This window comes from Brevibacterium sp. LS14 (assembly GCF_012027885.1).
Lineage (GTDB): Bacteria > Actinomycetota > Actinomycetes > Actinomycetales > Brevibacteriaceae > Brevibacterium > Brevibacterium casei.
In genome coordinates this window covers 277,424-296,236 of sequence record NZ_SJXG01000060.1, presented here as the reverse complement: position 1 = coordinate 296,236, position 18,813 = coordinate 277,424, and the positions used below count along the sequence as shown (strand labels likewise).

The following is an 18,813-nucleotide window of genomic DNA, read 5'->3' as shown; positions in this document are numbered from 1 at the left end:
GGGGCCAGCCTATCCCCCGGCGAGGGCGCTGTGGCGGATCAGGAGCCGGACCCGCTCACCCGAAAGACGACGACTCCCTCGTCGGCGAACACGGGCTGTCCGAGATGCGCCGTAAGCAGTGCCTCGAGCTCACCGGTTCCCCCGGTCGCCAGCGGAGCCTCGGGAGCGATGACGACGAAGTCGACGCCCGCATTCCGCAGGGAGGCGATGCCGGCGGCGACGGCGGGGTCGTCGGCTGCGGGCATAGGGGCGCCGGCGAAGATCGTCGGGCGCAGGGCCGTATCGAGTCCGTCCTCGGGGGCGGCGTAGGTGACCGGGGAGTCGGGGCTCGAGCCGATGAAGTACCCGCCGGTCTCCCGGTACCGGAAGTCGGCAACGGACTGCCACACCATCGCCTCATCGGCGTGCGGTTCGGCCCACGCGAGCGGCCGCGGCAGGGTCTTGACGACGGATCCGGCAGGGATCACCTCGGCGATGGAGCTGCGGTAGAACTCGGGGACGTAGACCTCACGGGCGGGCTGGACACCGGGGAGGACGACGATGGCCGCAACGGCGAGCAGGCCGAGCATCGCGATCCCGCGGGGACGGCGGCGGGCCGTCAGCGCCCATTGGAGACCCCAGCCGAGGATCGCGAAGAGCGCGATCGTCGAATGGAGGACGAGGCGCATGGGCAGGACGTTGTTGAGCACGGGGATCGACTCGATGAGGGCGAAGGGACCCGTGGGGACGAGGACGGACCCGCCGAGGAGGACGGGCGATCCCAGCGAGAGGACGAAGACGAGCAGGCCGGTGACCGCGGCGACGCGCACGACAACCGAGCGGCGGGCGAAGGCGAGGACGATGATCGCCGCCGCGAGGAGGGCGGGGATGCCGACGTAGGCGCCGATCTCGGCGCCGTCGATGTCCATGACCCGTGGCAGCGGTGACTCACCCGCGCCGATGAGCGTCGGGGACGCGGGGACGACGGGATCGAGGAGGTCGGTGTTCCACACGCCGTGCGGGCGGATCGCCCCGGACGGGGCGTTGGGACCGGCCATCGTCAGCAGCAGCGGGAGCGCACAGATCAGGGCGATCCCGGCGCCGAGGAGGCCGCCGGCTCCCAGGCGCAGCCAGCCGATGCGGGTGAGCAGGGAACGGCCGCAGAGGACGAGGCCGAGCATGAGGCAGAGGAAGGCGATGAACGTCCCGGCGAGCACCTCGGTGGAGACGTAGAACTGGAAGCCGAGGACGGCGCCGAGCCCGAGCCCGAGCAGCCAGGTGCGGCAGCCGAGCACGCGGGCGTCCCCGGACCGTTCAACCCCGGCGGCGTCGGTCGGCTGGGCGCCCGCGTCCTGGCCGGGTCCCGGCCGCGGTCCGGCGAGGAGGGCGAGGACGAGTGCTGCGACGAGCGGCGGGGCGATCGCGAAGGCGAGGTTGGGGTGTCCGGAGAGCTGCGCGATCGTGTAACTCGAGAACCCGACGCCTGCGGCCGCGGCGAACGCGGGGCCGCGACGGAGGAAGCGGGTGAAGAGCACTGCCGTCGCAAGCGAGTTGAGGACGGGGATGGCGAGGATGAGGACGTTGTAGGCGATGATCGGCCCGGCCACCCAGGTGAGCGGCGCCAGCACGATCGCGATCCCGGTCAGGGAGGTGTTCCACGCGCCGTTGACTCCCCCGCCGAGCGCATTCATCGCGTCGGTGAAGAGGAAGCCCTCCCCGGCGGCGACGGATCCGTCACCGAAGCCGAGGAACCCGGCGAGCACCTCGGCGCCGTGGCCGAGCCACCAGATGAAGAGCGAGGAGTCGTCGTTGCCGGCGGACACCTGGCCGCCCGGGTCGGCGGCGACACCGCCGAACACGCAGATGCTCGCGAGGATGAGGATGAGCGTGTACCACGCCCATGGTCGCAGTCGCGCATATGCAAAGGGCTCCCGGCCTGTCGACCGGGAGCCCTTCACTGCGCTGATGTCAGCTGCCTGCAAGCTTCTCACGCAGAGCTGCGAGTGCTTCGTCGCTGGCGAGCGTGCCCTCGTCGCCCGACTCCTCGGAGGAGAAGGACCCGGTGGCGGGAGCGGCGTCGGAGCCCGAGTCCGCAGCGCCGGCTTCGGCGTCCGCGGCGATGGCCTTCGCGACCTGCTTCTTGTGCTCTTCCCAACGCGCCTGGGCGGCGGCGTACTGCTGCTCCCAGATCTCGCGCTGCGCCTCGAAGCCCTCGATCCACTCGTTGGTCTCGGGGTCGAAGCCTTCGGGGTACTTGTAGTTGCCGTCCTCGTCGTACTCCTGCGGCATGCCGTAGAGAGCCGGGTCGAGGAACTCCTCGGCCTCGGGGTCGACGCCTTCGTTCGCCTGCTTGAGCGAGAGCGAGATGCGGCGACGCTCGAGGTCGATGTCGATGACCTTGACGTAGATGGTCTCGTCGACGGAGACGACCTGCTCGGGCAGGTCGACGTGGCGCACGGCGAGCTCGGAGATGTGGACGAGGCCCTCGATGCCGTCCTCGACGCGGACGAACGCGCCGAACGGAACGAGCTTGGTGACCTTGCCGGGCACGATCTGGCCGATGACGTGGGTGCGCGCGAAGTGCTGCCACGGATCTTCCTGCGTCGCCTTAAGCGAGAGCGAGACGCGCTCACGGTCCATGTCGACGTCGAGGACCTCGACGGTGACCTCGTCACCGACGGTGACGACCTCACCCGGGTGATCGATGTGCTTCCAGGACAGCTCCGAGACGTGCACGAGTCCGTCGACACCACCGAGGTCGACGAAGGCACCGAAGTTGACGATCGAGGACACGACGCCGGGACGGACCTGGCCCTTCTGCAGGGTCTGGAGGAAGTCGTGGCGGACCTCGGACTGGGTCTGCTCGAGCCAGGCGCGGCGCGAGAGGACGACGTTGTTGCGGTTCTTGTCGAGTTCGATGATCTTCGCCTCGACCTGCTGCCCGATGTAGGGGGCGAGGTCGCGGACGCGACGCATCTCGACGAGCGAGGCGGGAAGGAAGCCGCGCAGGCCGATGTCGACGATCAGGCCGCCCTTGACGACCTCGATGACGGTGCCGGTGACGACGCCGTCCTCTTCCTTGATCTTCTCGATGTCGCCCCAGGCGCGCTCGTACTGCGCACGCTTCTTCGACAGCATGAGGCGGCCCTCTTTGTCCTCCTTCTGGAGAACGAGTGCCTCGATGGGGTCCCCGACCTCGACGACTTCGCCGGGATCGACATCGTGCTTGATGGACAGTTCACGCGAAAGGACGACGCCTTCCGTCTTGTATCCGATGTCGACGAGGACCTCGTCGCGGTCGACCTTGACGACGGTGCCTTCGACGATGTCGCCATCGTTGAAGTACTTGATCGTCTCGTCGACGGCGGCAAGGAAGTCCTCAGCGGTTCCGATGTCATTGACAGCGACCTGCTTCGGCTGCACCGATTCCGGCGTGGTGGTGGTCATATAGGTAGGGACTCCGATGGAATTGTGTCCCGGATCCGATACCCTTGGGGTGCTTGCACAGCCTGTGGGAGTCGCATCCGGTCTCGATTACGATTATGGACTCGTATGCATACGCACATACGGTTGTCAATACTAGCATCATTCAGGGCATGAATGCACCCTGGGATCTGCCCCTCGATTCGCGGAGGACTCATGAGCGACGGAAGCTATTCGACCGAGGTCATCAGCGGGGGGTATCTGCCGATCGACGAAGAGGCGTCGGTGCGCGCCAACCGCAGCTATTGGGACAATTCCGCCGAGGAGTACCTCGCCGAGCACGGCAGCTTCCTCGGCGCCTCGGACTTCATGTGGTGTCCCGAAGGAATTCACGAATCGGACGTCCACCTCCTCGGCACAGTCGCCCGGAAGCAGATCCTCGAGGTCGGGTGCGGGGCCGGGCAGTGCTCCCGCTGGCTCGCCGAGGAGGGCGCCATCGCCACGGGCATCGACCTCTCCGCGGGCATGCTCGAGCAGGCCTCGCGCCTGCAGCGGGAGAATCCGCTCAGCCCCGATGCCACTCCCCCGACCTTCGTCCGCGCCGACGCCCGCTCCCTGCCGTTCGCCTCGAACAGCTTCGACATCGCGTTCTCCGCGTACGGTGCCCTGCCCTTCGTCAAGGACGCCGAGGTGGTGCTGGCCGAGGTGGCCCGCGTCGTCCGCCCCGGCGGAAAGTGGGTCTTCTCGACGACGCACCCGATGCGCTGGATGTTCCCCGACGTGCCGGGCGAATCGGGGCTGACCGTCGAGTACTCGTACTTCGACCGGACGCCGTACGTCGAGATCGATGCCGACGGCCAGCCCGTCTACGCCGAGCACCACCGGACGATGGGCGACTGGGTGAGCCTGCTAGTGGGCGCCGGCTTCACGATCGACTCGGTGACCGAGCCCGAGTGGCCGGAGACGAACACGACCGCGTGGGGCGGCTGGTCTCCCCTGCGCGGCGCGCTCATGCCCGGGACTGTGATCTTCGCGACGACGCTGCCCGACGCCTGACGCGCGCGACCCGGTTCTCACTCAAGCCGGAGCGCACATTGCAAGTGTTCCTCCCTTGGCTGAGTGCTGGGCGCCTTGAGCGAGCGCGCTGCTCTCAGTGGGCGGCGGCGTGCCAGGAGATGCCGGTGCCGACGTTGACGTCGAGGGGGACGTCGAGTTCGAAGGCCGAGCCCATCTCCTCAGTGACGATCGCCTTGACCTCGTCCGCCTCCTCGGGGTGGAGGTCGACGATGATCTCGTCGTGGACCTGGAGCAGCATGCGGGAGCGGAAGCCCTCGAGCCGGTCGGCGACCTTGAGCATCGCGATCTTCATGATGTCGGCGGCCGAGCCCTGGATCGGGGCGTTGAGCGCGGCGCGCTCGGCCATCTCGCGGAGCTGCCTTCGGTCGCTGTGGAGTGCGGGCAGGTACCGCCGGCGTCCCATGATCGTCTCCGTGAAGCCCTTGTCTCGGGCCTGCTCGACGATCTCGTCGAGGTAGTCCTTGACCGCCCCGAAGCGCTCGAAGTACTGGGCCATGAGATCCCGGGCCTCCTCGACGCCGATCGCGAGCTGCCGGGAGAGCCCGTACGCGGAGAGCCCGTAGACGAGGCCGTACGACATCGCCTTGACCTTCGAGCGCATCGTCGCGTCCACCTCGTCGATGCCGACGGAGAAGACCTTCGACCCGACGTACGAGTGGAGGTCCTCGCCGTCCTTGAACGCCTGGATGAGCGCGGCATCGCCGGAGAGGTGCGCCATGATGCGCATCTCGATCTGCGAGTAGTCGGCGGTGAGGAGGAGCCCGCCCTCGACGGACGGATCGGCGACGAAGACCTCGCGGATGCGCCGCCCGGACTCGGTGCGCACGGGGATGTTCTGCAGGTTCGGATCGAGCGAGGACAGACGTCCGGTGGCCGCAACCGTCTGCTGATAGGTCGTATGGATCCGCCCGTCCTCGGCGACGGTCTTGCCGAGCCCGACGACGGTCTGCTTGAGCTTCGTCGCATCGCGGTGGGCGAGCAGGTGCTGGAGGAACGGGTGCTCGGTCTTGACGAAGAGCTCGGCCAGCGCATCGGCGTCGGTCGTGTACCCCGTCTTCGTCCGCTTCGTCTTCGGCATGTCGAGTTCGTCGAAGAGGACCGTCTGCAGCTGCTTCGGGGACCCGAGGTTGACCTCGTGGCCGATCGCCTCGTACGCGAGCTCGGCACTCGCCTGCGCCTGCTTCGTGAAGTCCTCGACGAGCGCGGTCAGGCCGTCCTCGTCGATGGCGATGCCGGCCATCTCCATGCCCGCGAGCACCGGGACGAGCGGCAGTTCGATGTCCCGGTAGACCTGGGTCATGTTCGCTTCGTCGATCGCCGTCGCAAGCACGTCATGGACCTCGATGAGCGCTGCCGCGTTGGTTCCGTGGGTGCGTGCGGTCGCGTCGGTGTCGAGGTCGAGGGAGAGCTGGCCGTCCTTCGCCGAGGCGGCGGCGAGTTCGATGCCGGCGCGTTCGGCGGCGATGTCGCGCAGCTCGTAGCTGCGCTGGTCGGGCACGAGAAGGTACGCGGCAAGCGCCGTGTCCCCGGCGACGTCCCCGATGTCGATGCCCACCGATCGCAGGGCCTTGAGCTGGAGCTTCGAGGAGTGGAAGATGAGCGCCGAAGCGCGCAGCGCCTCCCCCAGCGCCGTGAGTTCGTCCTCGCTCGCCTCCCCGAGGTCGACGACCTGGGCGGTGCCGGCTTCGGTGGAGACAGCGAGGAAGCGGACGTCGCCGTGACCGAGCTCGTACGTCGCGTCCGAGTCGAGGGCGAGGACATCCGCCTCGGCGATGGAGTCAAGCAGGATGGGCACGTCGACGGTCGTGACCTCGACCTCACGGGCCGGGGCGACCTCAGCACCGGCCGGGGTCGCAGCGTCCCCGAAGATCGCGGCCAGACGCTTGCCGAGCGCCTGGAACTCGAGCTGGTCGAACAGGCTGCTCAGCTCCGCCGGGTCGCCCTCGCCCCAGGTGAGGTCGGCATAGGCGAGGCCTAAGTCGACGTCGTCGACGAGGCGGTTGAGCCGATAGTTGCGTTCGACGTCGCCGAGGTGGTCGCGCAGCTTCTCGCCGACCTTCCCGCCGATCTCGTCGGCGTGCTCGAGGACGCCGGGGAGGTCGCCGTGGGCGGTCAGCCACTTCGCCGCGGTCTTGTCCCCGACCCCGGGGACGCCGGGGAGGTTGTCGGCCTTCTCCCCCACCAGGGCTGCGAGGCCGCGGTAGTTGGCCGGGGTGACCCCGTACTTCTCCTCGATCGCCTCCGGCGTCATCCGCACGAGGTCGCTCACGCCGCGCTTCGGGTAGAGGATCGTCACGGTGTCGGTGGCGAGCTGGAACGAGTCCTTGTCCCCGGTCATCACCTCGACGCTCGCGCCGGCCTCCCGCCCGAGGCGGGCCATCGTCGCGAGCGCATCGTCGGCCTCATAGCCCTCCTTCGTCACGACGCGGATGCCCATGGCATTGACGATGTCCTTGATGAGGTCGATCTGCGGGTGGAACTCCGGCGGCGTCTTCGCCCGCCCGGCCTTGTACTCCGCGTACTCCTCGAGGCGGAAGGTCTCGCGTCCGAGGTCGAAGGCGACGGCGACGTGGCTCGGCGCCTCGTCGCGGAGCACATTGATGAGCATCGAGATGAACCCGAAGATCGCGTTCGTCGTCTGGCCGGTGCTCGTCGCGAAGTTCTCCGCCGGGAGGGCGTGGAAGGCCCGGTAGGCAAGGGAGTGACCGTCGATGAGCAGGAGGGATTCGTTAGCGTGACTCACATGCAATAGCCTAGCGTTCATCACGGACATGAAGGAGATCGATGGTGGTTCCGCACGCAAGCCTCACCGAGGACACGACCGAGGCCGAGGCTCTCGGCATGCTCGAGCAGATCAACTCAGGCGGCGCCGGGGGCGGCCTGGCGAACCGGATGGGCATCGAGTTCACCGGCATCGGCTTCGACTGGATGACCGCGACCGTGCCCGTCGAGGGCAACACCCAGCCGATGGGCCTCTTCCACGGCGGCGGTCACGTCGTCCTCGCCGAATCCCTGGCCTCGATGCACTCCTTCCTCACCAGCGGTGGGAAGAACGTCGTCGGCGTCGACCTCAACGCGACTCACCTGCGGGCGACGCGCGGTGGGATCGTCACCGGGCGCGCCGAGGTGCTCCACCGCGGCCGCACCCTCCTCTCCCACGAGGTGCGGATGACCGATGAGGAGGATCGCCTCCTCTCGATCGTGCGGATCACGAACATGGTCCTCGCGTCGAAGGCGTGAGCGTCCAGCAGACCTGAGCGTCAGGGCTCGCCGAGGCGGTGGGGCGGGCATGACTCCCCCGCCGAGGTGGTCCTCCCCCATGCGAAGAGCCCCGTCCCGGAATCCGGGGCGGGGCTCTCGTGTGCGGTCTCGACGCAGCTGTGTGGCAAGCCGGGCGCTCAGTCCTTCTTCGCGCCGATCTGCTTGAGGACGGTCTCGGCGACCTCGCGCATCGTCAGGCGACGGTCCATCGAGGTCTTCTGGATCCAGCGGAAGGCCTCGGGTTCGCTCAGGCCCATCGAGGTCTGGAGGAGGCTCTTGGCGCGTTCGACGAGCTTGCGGGTCTCGAAGCGCTCGGTGAGGTCGGAGATCTCCGATTCGAGCGAGCTGATCTCCGCGTGGCGCGAGAGTGCGATCTCGAGCGCGGGGATGAGGTCGGCGGAGGTGAAGGGCTTGACGACGTAGGCCATGGCACCGGCGTCGCGGGCGCGCTCGACGAGTTCCTTCTGCGAGAACGCGGTGAGGAGGACGACGGGGGCGATGCGGGCCTTGGCGATGCGCTCGGCGGCGGCGATGCCGTCGAGGATCGGCATCTTGATGTCCATGACGACGAGGTCGGGGCGCAGCTCTTCGGCGAGCCGGATGGCGGATTCGCCGTCCGCGGCTTCGCCGACGACGTCGTAGCCGACTTCGCGCAACATCTCGACGATGTCGAGTCGGATCACGGCCTCGTCTTCGGCCACGACGACGCGGCGGACGGGCACGGATTCATCTGAGGTGGGTTGTTCGCTGTTGGAAAGCACGGCACCAGTCTAGACCAGGCCCGCACCGCCGACCGCAGGATTGCGCTGTGAGGAGAGCCACCAGGGTTCGGGCCCAGGGGGTGTCACCGATTGGGCACTCACGCGCGTGCTGTCGTAGAGTTGTCGATGTCGCGAGCACTGGTCGCGGCGAGCCGGATTGGCGGAATCGGTAGACGCGGCGCACTCAAAATGCGTTGTCGAAAGACGTGTGGGTTCGAGTCCCACATCCGGTACTCATTCCCAGCGCAGCACCCGTGGTGCTGCGCTTTCTGCGTCTCGGGGTGGTTCCGACAGGGGTGCACCGGGGGTGCGCACGAGATTCAGAGAACGGGCGCCTGCCCGGGCGTCGCCCCGCTGGTCCCCGGGTGATCCGGGGCCGGGGGCTCTGAGAGCGGGTGACGGGAGTCGAACCCGCCTCTCGACCTTGGGAAGGTAGCGTTCTACCGATGAACTACACCCGCGTGGCGTACCTCACCGAATCTACACCATGACCCGGCGGTTCGGTCAATCGGCCGCGCCGGGACGGTCATCGATGAGTTCATGTCGTCCGCGAGTTCATGTCGTCCCTGAGTCCGTGGCACCTGCCTGTCCCACATGCCGACGAGCGGCTTCCGCGTCCGAACATGCGAGACGGCCGCCGGCACGAATGCCGGCGGCCGTCACTGATCTGGCTGGTTCAGCTGCCGATGCTCTCGCGAGCCGGGGCCGACTGCCCTCGGGTCGTGGAGCCGTCGGCGGGAACCGCATCAGCCGCGGCGCGGCCCTCAGCGGTGCCGCCCTCCGCGCCGGCACCCACACTGCCGTCCTCGTCGCTCGCCGTCAGCTCGGTGCCGCCCGCCGCCTCAACAGCGACCGGCACGTAGCCGTCGATGCGCTTGGCGTCGTAGCGGGGCTGATCGAGGATGCCGTGGCGCTTCGCGACGATCGCGGGGATGAGCGCCTGTCCGGAGACGTTGAGCGCGGTGCGGCCCATGTCGACGATCGGTTCGATCGCGAGCAGCAGTCCGACACCCTCGAGCGGCAGCCCGAGCGTCGACAGGGTGAGCGTGAGCATCACCGTCGCACCCGTCGTCCCAGCCGTCGCGGCGGAGCCGATGACGGAGACGAAGACGATGAGCAGGTACTGGATGGGTCCGAGCTCGATGCCGAAGAACTGCGCGACGAAGACCGCGGCGATCGCCGGGTAGATGGCCGCGCAGCCGTCCATCTTCGTCGTCGCGCCGAAGGGCACGGCGAAGGCCGCGTAGCCCTGCGGGACGCCGAAGTTGTCGGTCGCGACCTTCTGGGTCACGGGCATCGTGCCGATCGACGACCGGGAGACGAAGCCGAGCTGGGTGGCCGGCCACACGCCGGAGAAGTACTGGCGCACGGAGAGGCCGTTGAGCTTGGCGATCGTCGGGTAGACGATGAGGAAGACGGCGGCGAGACCGATGTAGACGGCGACGACGAACCACAGCAGCGAACCCATCGTCGACCAGCCGTACGAGTTGACGGCGTTGCCGATGAGGCCGAGCGTGCCGATCGGGGCGATCCGCACGATCCACCACACGACCTTCTGGACGACGGCCAGTGCCGCCTCGGCGAACTCGAGGAACGGCTCAGCGGCCTTGCCGACCTTGACGGCGGCGATGCCGAGGGCACCGGAGACGATGATGAGCTGGAGGACGTTGAAGTCGACCTCGGAGACGAGCGCCCCGGTGTCACCGGGCGCCGTCGAGACCTCGAGGCCGAGGAAGTTGACCGGGATGAGTCCGGTGAGGAACCCGATCCAGCTGCCCTCGTGTTCGGGCGCCTGGCCCTGCAGGGAGCTCGCATCGGCGTGGACGCCCGGCTGCATGATGAGGGCGATGAGCAGGCCGATGACGACGGCGATGAAGGCGGTGAGCGCGAACCACAGCAGCGTCGAGACCGCGAGGCGGGCGGCGTTGGTCACCTTCCTCAGGTTGCCGATGCTCGCGATGATCGCGGTGATGATGAGCGGAACCACCGCCGCCTTGAGGAGGGTGACGTACGAGGACCCGATGGTCTCGAGAGTCTGCCCGAGCCAGTTGTCCTGGGCCTCGCTCACCGGTCCCCACGAGCGGGCGACGAGTCCGAGGACGACGCCGGCGACGAGGGCGATCGTCACCTGCACTCCGAAGGACTTCGACCATGCCGGCAGTCTCATATGCTTCCTTTCGACGGCGGTGCCGAGGTGCGCGGATGCCCTCGGCGAAGTACGACTCCTTGCACAACTGTTGAGCAATCTGTCGAATTCCGCAAACTGAGGTGACATGGATGACATTCTGAGACAACGCAGAGGGCCCGGCCGGAGTGTCCTCCGACCGGGCCCTCACCCGCTGCTGGCGACTCAGCTCCTGTCGCCGCCCACGATGGGGATGTCCCGGGTGATCGGCGCCTCCGGGACGACCCCGTATCCGGCGAGGGGATCCTCGTCGCTGTCCGAGTCGTCCGCGTACGCGGCGGCGACACCCTTGGCCGCATCGCCCATCGTGTGGATCCGCAGTGCGTTCGTCGAGCCCGGGATTCCGGGGGGCGAGCCGGCTACGAGGATCGACTGGTCGCCCTCGCGGGCGGTTCCGTCGGCGAGGAGCACCGCGTCGACCTGACGGGCCATCTGGTCGGTGTGACGCACCGACTTCACGAGGTAGGGACGCACACCCCAGGTGAGTGCCAGCTGGTGGCGGACCTGCGCATCGGGGGTGAAGCCGAGGATCGGCCACCGCGGACGCAGCCGCGACATCCGCCGCACCGAGTCACCGGTCTGCGAGAAGGTGCAGAGGAGATCGATGTCGAGCTGCTCAGCGATCCGGACGGCCGCGGCCGTGACGGCCCCGCCCTTCGTGTGCGGGACGGTGCCGAGCGGACGGATCCGATCGAGCCCGTGCTCCTCGGTCGAGGAGATGATCCGGCTCATCGTCCGGATCGCCTCGACCCAGTGCGCGCCCACCGAGGTCTCGCCGGAGAGCATGAGCGCATCGGCACCGTCGAGGACGGCGTTCGCGCAGTCGCTCGCCTCGGCGCGGGTGGGGCGCGAGGCCTCGATCATCGTCTCGAGCATCTGCGTGGCGACGATGACGGGCTTGGCCTGCTGACGGGCGATCTCGACCGCCCGCTTCTGAACGATGGGGACCTGTTCGAGCGGGAGTTCGACGCCGAGGTCGCCGCGGGCGACCATGATCCCGTCGAAGGCGTCGATGACCGCGTCGAGCTGCTCGACGGCCTGCGGCTTCTCGAGCTTCGCGATGACCGGGGCACGGACCCCGACCTCGTCCATGACGGCGTGGACGTCGTCGATGTCCTCGGGGCTGCGGACGAAGGAGAGCGCGACCCAGTCGAAGCCGAGCCCGAGACCCCACTTGAGGTCCTCGATGTCCTTCTCCGACAGCGCCGGAACGGAGACCGGGACGCCGGGGAGGTTGATGCCCTTGTGGTTGGAGATCGGACCGCCGATCTCGACCTCGGTGACGACGTCGGTCTCGGTCACCGCGGTCGCCCGCAGCCGCAGCCGGCCGTCGTCGACGAGAAGGGGATCGCCCACCGAGACGTCGGAGGGCAGGGTTTTCAGCGTCGTGCTTACGACCTCGGATGTCCCGGGGACGTCGCGGCTGGTGATCGTGAACGTCTGCCCGTCCTCGAGGATCTCCTTGCCGTTCTCGAAGGTCCCCACGCGGATCTTGGGACCCTGGAGATCGAGGAGGACGGCGACCGCCCGACCGGTGTCGAGGGCGGCCTGTCGGACCCAGGCGAACTTCTCCTCGTGCTCTTCGCGGCGACCGTGGCTGAGGTTGAACCTCGCGACGTCGACGCCCTCATCGACGAGTGTGCGGATGTCTTCGTAGGAATTCTGATTCGGACCCAGTGTTGCGACTATCTTTGCTCGCCTCATGCATTCCACCCTACCTGCACCGCGATGGACGATCGACCCTCCGCGGGCGGTCGATTCCGCCCGCGGAGGCCGCGCACACCGATGTGCTCGTTCTCAGTCTGTGACACAGATCATTCTAGCCTTTGAAACCGGTGTCGCGGGGACGGACCGGTTCCGGCAACCGCGTCGACCCCGTGAGGAACCGGTCGACCTCGGCGGCCGCGGCCCGCCCCTCGGCGATCGCCCAGACGATGAGCGACTGCCCGCGGCCGGCGTCTCCGGCGACGAAGACACCGGGCGCCGAGGCGGCATAGGAGTCGTCGCGGGCGAAGGCTCCCGTCTCGGCGACGTCGAGCCCGAGCACCTCGGCTTCGGGTCCGGAGAAGCCGAGCGCGAGGAGTACGAGGTCGGCGTCGAGACGATGCTCGGTGCCAGGCGTCGGGATGCGGCGACCGTCGACGAACTGGGTCTCAGCGACCGCGATCCCGTTGACCCGGCCCTCGGCGTCGCCGACGAATCCCGTCGTCGAGGCGAGGTACTTCCGCTCGCCGCCCTCCTCGTGGGAGGTCTGGACCTCGAAGATCCGCGGCACCGTCGGCCACGGGTCCCGTTCGCTGCGTTCGGCCGGCGGCTTCGCCCCGATCGCCAGCGTCGTCACCGAGGCGGCCTTCTGCCGCAGCGCGGTGCCGAGGCAGTCCGCACCGGTGTCGCCGCCGCCGATGATGATGACGTGCTTGCCCTCGGCGTCGATCGGGGTCGGCTCGTCCCCGGCCTGCGCCCGGTTCGAGGGCACAAGGTAGTCCATCGCGAACTCAACGCCGTCGAGCTCACGACCCTCGACGGGCATGTCCCGGGGCACGGTCGCACCCGTGCACACGATGACCGCGTCGAAGCGGGAGCGCAGCTCCTCGAGCGTGAGGTCGACGCCGATCTCGACGCCGGTCTCGAACCGGGTGCCCTCGGCCCGCATCTGGGACAGCCTGCGGTCGATGTGCTGCTTCTCGAGCTTGAAGTCGGGGATCCCGTACCGGAGCAGCCCGCCGAGGCGGTCGTCGCGTTCGTAGACGACGACCGTGTGCCCGGCGCGGGTGAGCTGCTGGGCTGCGGCGAGTCCCGCCGGGCCCGAGCCGATGACGGCGACGGTGTGCCCGGTGATCCGGTCGGGGATCTCGGGCTGGATGAGACCGGCGGCGAAGCCCTGGTCGACGATGCTCACCTCGACCTGCTTGATCGTCACAGCGGGCTGGTTGATGCTGAGCACGCACGCGTTCTCACACGGCGCCGGACACGCCCGGCCGGTGAATTCGGGGAAGTTGTTCGTCGCGTGGAGGAGGTCGACGGCGCGCGGCAGCTCCCCGCGGTACATCGCATCGTTGAACTCCGGGATGAGGTTGCCCAGCGGGCAGCCCTGATGGCAGAACGGCACCCCGCAGTCCATGCAGCGCGAGGCCTGCCGGCGCAGCTGGTCGGGATCGCCCGCCTCGTAGACCTCGCGGTAGTCGAGGAGGCGGATGGGCACCGGGCGGCGCTCGGGCAGCTCGCGGCGGGGAACGGTGAGGAATCCGTGCGGATCAGCCATGGGTGACCTCCAGAATCTTGTGCCAGGCGGCCTCGGAGTCGGGCAGCTCGCCCTCGGCGAGCAGCTCGGATTGGATGTCGCGCACCGCCTGGTAGGCGACGGGAATGATCTTCGTGAACCGCGAGAGGACGTCCTCCCCGCGGCGCAGACCCGCAAGCAGCTCGCCGGCCAGCGGGGAGCCGGTCCATTCGAGGTGCTCGCCGAGGAGGCGCTCGAGGACCTCCATGTCGTCGACGCCGACGCCGGTGAAGCGGAAGACGCCGGCGGCGCGCTCGTCGGGGTTGAGCCGGGCCGGGTTGAAGTCGAGGACGTACGCGGTGCCCCCGGACATGCCGGCGGCGAAGTTGCGTCCGGTGCCGCCGAGGATGACGGCGATCCCTCCGGTCATGTACTCGAGTCCGTGGTCGCCGATGCCCTCGACGACCGCCTCGGCGCCGGAGTTGCGGACCATGAACCGCTCCCCCACCTGGCCGGAGATGAAGAGCTTGCCCGCGGTCGCGCCGTAGCCGATGACGTTGCCGGCGATGACGTTGTGCTCGGGCCGGGTCCGGTTCTCCGGGTCCGGGTGGACGCTCACGGTGCCCCCGGACAGACCCTTGCCGACGTAGTCGTTGGCGTCGCCGGAGAGCTCGATGCTCACGCCCTGCGGGAGGTACGCGCCGAGGGACTGCCCCGCGGTGCCGTGGAGTTCAAGGCGGATCGTGTCCTCGGGCAGTCCCCGCTCCGCCCACGTCTTCGTCACGTGGTGGCCGAGCAGGGTGCCGACGCTGCGGTCGGTGTTGACGACCGAGGCGCTGATCGTCACCGGGGCCTTCGTCGCGATGGCGTCCTCCGCCTGCTCGAGGAAGGTGAGGTCGACTTCGCCTGCGAAGGTGCGGAAGACCTGGCCTGTGCTCTTCCGGTTGACCGACACGTCTCCGGAGAGGTCGCCGGGAACGGTGAGGATCTGGTCGAGGTGGAGGTTGAGCCCCGAGGCCTCGGCCCGCTCCTCATCGATGCGCAGCCGTTCGACGGCTCCGATCGCCTCATCGAGGGACCGGAAGCCGAGCTGGGCGAGGTAGCCGCGGACCTCCTCGGCGATGAACGTGAAGAAGTTGACGACGTGGTCGGCCTGCCCCTGGTAGCGCGATCGCAGGACGGGGTTCTGGGTGGCCACCCCGACCGGGCACGTGTCCTTGTGGCACACGCGCATCATGATGCACCCGGAGACGACGAGGGCCGTCGTCGCGAAGCCGAACTCCTCGGCCCCGAGCAGGGCGGCGATGATGACGTCGCGCCCGGTCTTGAGCTGGCCGTCGACCTGAACGGCGACCTTCTCGCGCAGGCCGTTGAGGATGAGCGTCTGCTGCGCCTCGGCGAGCCCGAGCTCCCACGGGGTCCCGGCATGCTTGAGCGAGTTGAGCGGGCTCGCACCCGTCCCCCCGTCGTGGCCGGAGATGAGGACGACGTCGGCGCCGGCCTTCGCCACGCCGGCGGCGACCGTGCCCACTCCGACGGCGGAGACGAGCTTGACGTGGACCCGGGCGCGGGCGTTGGCCCGGCCGAGGTCGTAGATGAGCTGAGCGAGGTCCTCGATCGAGTAGATGTCGTGGTGCGGGGGCGGGGAGATCAGGCCCACGCCGGGCGTGGCATGGCGGGTCTTCGCGATCCACGGGTAGACCTTCTCGCCGGGCAGCTGTCCGCCCTCGCCGGGCTTTGCGCCCTGCGCCATCTTGATCTGCAGGTCGTCGGCCTCGGTGAGGTAGTGGCTGGTCACCCCGAACCGGCCCGAGGCGACCTGCTTGATCGCCGAGCGGCGCTCGGGGTCGAGGAGCCTCTCGGTGTCCTCGCCGCCCTCGCCGGTGTTCGACTTGCCCCCGATCCGGTTCATCGCGATCGCCAGGGTCTCGTGGGCCTCCTTCGAGATCGAGCCGTAGCTCATCGCTCCGGTGGAGAACCGCTTCATGATCGCCGAGGCGGGTTCGACCTCGGAGATGTCGATCGGTCCGTCGGGGCCGGGGACGAGGTCGAGGAGGCCGCGCAGGGTCATGAGCTCCCGTGACTGGTCGTCGATGGCCTTCGTGTACTCCTCGAAGATGTCGTAGCGCTTCGTCGCCGTCGCGTGCTGGAGCTTGAAGATCGTCTCCGGGTTGAACAGGTGCCCGGGACCCTCACGCCGCCACTGGTACTCCCCGCCGACGCGCAGCGGCCGGTGGGAGGGCCGCGGGTGGTCGTCGCGGTAGGAGTCGGCGTGGCGGGCGCTCGCCTCGGCGGCGATCTCCGTCATGCCCTTGCCCCCGAGCTGGTGCGGGGTCGAGGTGAAGTACCGGTCGATGAACTCCTCGGACAGGCCGATCGCCTCGAAGGTCTGCGCACCGTGGTAGGACTGCACGGTCGAGATGCCCATCTTCGACATGATCTTGAGCAGGCCCTTGTTCAGCGCCCCGAGGACGTTGGCCACGGCCGCCTCCTCGCTCACCCCGCGCAGCCGGTCGGCCCGCACGAGCGCCTCGGCGGTCTCCATGACGAGGTACGGGTTGACCGCCGAAGCTCCGAAGCTCACGAGGGTCGCGACATGGTGGACCTCGCGGACGTCACCGGCCTCGACGACGATGCTCACCCGGGTGCGGGTGCGCTGGCGCACGAGATGGTGGTGGAGGGCGGAGGTGAGCAGGAGCGAGGGGATCGGGGCGAGGTCGGCCGTCGAGTCGCGGTCGCTTAAGATGATGAACACGGCACCGGCCTCGACCGCGGCATCGGCTTCGGCGCACAGCTCCTCGATGCGCCGCTCCATCGCGTCGGGTCCGGCATTGACGGAGAAGAGGCCCGAGAGCGTCACGGTCGGCCGGGGATTGTCCACGCCGAGGTGGGCGCCCTGGACGTGGGCGATCGCCGCGAGCTCGTCGTTGTCGATGACGGGACGCGAGATCATGATGTGCGCAGAGTCCGGGCGCGAGTGCTCGAGCAGGTTGCCCTCCCGGCCAAGCCCCGCGGACATGCTTGTGACGATGTGCTCGCGGATCGAGTCGAGCGGTGGGTTCGTCACCTGCGCGAAGTTCTGGTGGAAGTAGTCGAAGAGGAGTCGGGGCCGGGTGGACAGCCCCGCGATCGCGGTGTCGGTGCCCATCGCGCCCAGCGGTTCGACCCCGGTCTCGGCCATCGGGGAGATGAGCAGGCGCAGCTCCTCCTCGGTGTAGCCGAAGGTCCGCTGACGGCGGCGCACCGAGGACTGCGGATGCCTGACGTGGACGCGGGTGGGCAGGTCCTCGAGCCGCTTCGACGAGTCCGCGACCCAGTCGGCGTACGGGTGCTGGGTGGCGAGCTGGTTCTTGATCTCCGTGTCGGAGATGATCCGCTCGGATTCCGTGTCGACGAGGAACATCCGGCCCGGGGTGAGCCGACCGCGCCCGACGATGTCGTCCTCGGGGAGGTCGACGACGCCGATCTCGCTGGCGAGTACGACCGTGTCCGAGGTCATGACGTAGCGGGCGGGGCGCAGTCCGTTGCGGTCGAGCACGGCACCGGCGATGCGTCCGTCGGTGAAGCCGACGCAGGCGGGTCCGTCCCACGGCTCCATGAGCAGCGAGTGGTACTCGTAGAAGGCCTTGCGGGACTCGCCCATGCCCGGATTGTTCTCCCACGCCTCGGGGATCATCATGAGCATGGCCTGCGGCAGAGGCCGGCCGGCGGCGACCATGAGCTCGAGCACGGCGTTGAACGATGCGGAGTCCGACGCCCCGGGCGGGACGATCGGGAAGAGCCGCTCGAGGCTCGAGTCGGTCTCGGGCACCGGGGAGGCGAGCAGGTCCGAGGCGAGGTGCGATTCACGGGCGCGCATCCAGTTGCGGTTGCCGCGCACGGTGTTGATCTCGCCGTTGTGGGCGATCGTGCCGAAGGGCTGGGCGAGCTGCCACGACGGGAACGTGTTCGTCGAGAATCGCGAGTGGACGAGTGCGATGCGCGAGGTCACCCGCTCATCGTGGAGTTCGGTGTAGTACGGGGCGAGCTGACCGGTCGCGAGCATGCCCTTGTAGGTGATCGTCGCCGGCGACAGCGACGGGAAGTAGATGCCGGCATGGTCGGTCCGCTTGCGCACGATGTAGGCCCGTCGGCGCAGGTCGTCGGCATCCCGGGCCGGGTAGCGGGGGTCGATGCCGAAGAAGACGTGGCGCATGTGCGGCTGGGTCGCCCGTGCGATGTCGCCGAGGACGGATTCGTCGCGGGGGACGTCGCGGATCGCGAGGACGGTGAGCCCCTCCTCGGCGGCGATGCGGCGCACGAGCGCCTCTTCGTCGGCGAGCGGCTCATGACCGGCGGTCGGGAAGTCCGCGTCGCTCTCGGCCATCGGTCCGCCGGTGAGGTCGCGGCGGTAGTCCTGGGAGAAGAAGCCGATGCCCACGGCGTACTCTCCCGCCTCGGGGAGGGTGATGCCGTCGGCGGCGAGCACCTCGGCGAAGTAGTCGTGCGGGATCTGCAGCGTGATGCCTGCTCCGTCGCCGGTGCCTTCGTCGGAGGCGATGCCTCCGCGGTGTTCGAGCTTGCGCAGCGCGCTCAGGGCCTGTTCGACGACGAGGTGGTCGGCCTCCCCGCGGTACCGGACGATGAGGGCGAGCCCGCAGGCGTCGTGCTCGAGCGCGGGATCGTAGAGTCCGGTGCGGTGCTGCGGGAACTCGGGGGTCGTTGAGGGGTCACGGGACATCGGCTGCCTTCACGGGGTCTAGTCAACTTCCAGCAGACGACGCTGTCTCGAACTGGCTTCATCGCGCCCTCAGAAGGTCGTCCTTCGGGCACAGGTGTGACGTGGTTCTCACGTGTGAGCTTCCAATCTACACCCCGTGACGGCGTGGGCGAAAACGTGAAAGGACCGAAAGGTGGACCAGAACGTC

At 68.7% G+C, this 18,813-nt stretch carries 10 protein-coding genes and 2 tRNA genes; 3 read left to right on the top strand and 9 right to left on the bottom strand.

Going from position 1 to position 18,813, the window contains the following annotated elements; all coding sequences use genetic code 11:
• Positions 1–38: 38 nt before the first annotated feature.
• The gene (locus EZE58_RS15800; protein ID WP_146001396.1) at positions 39–1,970 is read right to left on the bottom strand and encodes a hypothetical protein; all 1,932 of its coding nucleotides are present in this window, start codon (positions 1,968–1,970) and stop codon (positions 39–41) included.
• Entirely contained in the window at positions 1,948–3,426 is a 1,479-nt protein-coding gene (gene rpsA, locus EZE58_RS15795; protein WP_009377192.1) for a 30S ribosomal protein S1, read from the bottom strand. Before rpsA ends, EZE58_RS15800 begins: the two co-directional genes overlap by 23 nt.
• A 192-nt stretch (positions 3,427–3,618) precedes the next feature.
• On the opposite strand from rpsA, the gene EZE58_RS15790 reads away from it, so the two are divergent.
• Positions 3,619–4,458 (top strand): class I SAM-dependent methyltransferase, encoded by an 840-nt coding sequence (locus EZE58_RS15790; RefSeq protein WP_009377191.1) that lies wholly within the window; start codon positions 3,619–3,621, stop codon positions 4,456–4,458.
• 94 nt (positions 4,459–4,552) lie between these two features.
• On the opposite strand, the gene polA is transcribed toward EZE58_RS15790, so the two are convergent.
• Complete coding sequence (gene polA / locus EZE58_RS15785; RefSeq protein WP_131247719.1) at positions 4,553–7,222, bottom strand: DNA polymerase I; 2,670 nt, start codon at positions 7,220–7,222, stop codon at positions 4,553–4,555.
• Positions 7,223–7,263: 41 nt separating this feature from the next.
• Between polA and EZE58_RS15780 the strand changes: the two genes are divergently transcribed.
• Positions 7,264–7,719: a hotdog fold thioesterase gene (locus EZE58_RS15780; RefSeq protein WP_009377189.1), complete on the top strand. Its 456-nt coding sequence runs from the start codon at positions 7,264–7,266 to the stop codon at positions 7,717–7,719.
• 158 nt (positions 7,720–7,877) lie between these two features.
• On the opposite strand, the gene EZE58_RS15775 is transcribed toward EZE58_RS15780, so the two are convergent.
• The gene (locus EZE58_RS15775) at positions 7,878–8,501 is read right to left on the bottom strand and encodes a response regulator (protein ID WP_051995515.1); all 624 of its coding nucleotides are present in this window, start codon (positions 8,499–8,501) and stop codon (positions 7,878–7,880) included.
• Positions 8,502–8,652: 151 nt separating this feature from the next.
• On the opposite strand from EZE58_RS15775, the gene EZE58_RS15770 reads away from it, so the two are divergent.
• Positions 8,653–8,734 (top strand) — tRNA-Leu (locus EZE58_RS15770).
• 157 nt (positions 8,735–8,891) lie between these two features.
• On the opposite strand, the gene EZE58_RS15765 is transcribed toward EZE58_RS15770, so the two are convergent.
• The 5 genes from EZE58_RS15765 to gltB all read right to left on the bottom strand — a co-directional run bounded on the left by EZE58_RS15765 (position 8,892) and on the right by gltB (position 18,626).
• A tRNA-Gly gene (locus EZE58_RS15765) sits at positions 8,892–8,962 on the bottom strand.
• Between the two features lie 215 nt (positions 8,963–9,177).
• A complete protein-coding gene (locus tag EZE58_RS15760; protein ID WP_009377187.1) occupies positions 9,178–10,668 on the bottom strand; it encodes a dicarboxylate/amino acid:cation symporter in 1,491 nt (496 codons plus the stop codon).
• A gap of 183 nt (positions 10,669–10,851) precedes the next feature.
• On the bottom strand, positions 10,852–12,390 hold the full coding sequence (gene pyk / locus EZE58_RS15755) for a pyruvate kinase (protein WP_009377186.1): 1,539 nt from the start codon (positions 12,388–12,390) through the stop codon (positions 10,852–10,854).
• 115 nt (positions 12,391–12,505) lie between these two features.
• The gene (locus EZE58_RS15750) at positions 12,506–13,948 is read right to left on the bottom strand and encodes a glutamate synthase subunit beta (protein WP_009377185.1); all 1,443 of its coding nucleotides are present in this window, start codon (positions 13,946–13,948) and stop codon (positions 12,506–12,508) included.
• Positions 13,941–18,626 (bottom strand): glutamate synthase large subunit, encoded by a 4,686-nt coding sequence (gene gltB, locus EZE58_RS15745; protein WP_009377184.1) that lies wholly within the window; start codon positions 18,624–18,626, stop codon positions 13,941–13,943. Before gltB ends, EZE58_RS15750 begins: the two co-directional genes overlap by 8 nt.
• Between the last annotated feature and the right edge of the window lie 187 nt (positions 18,627–18,813).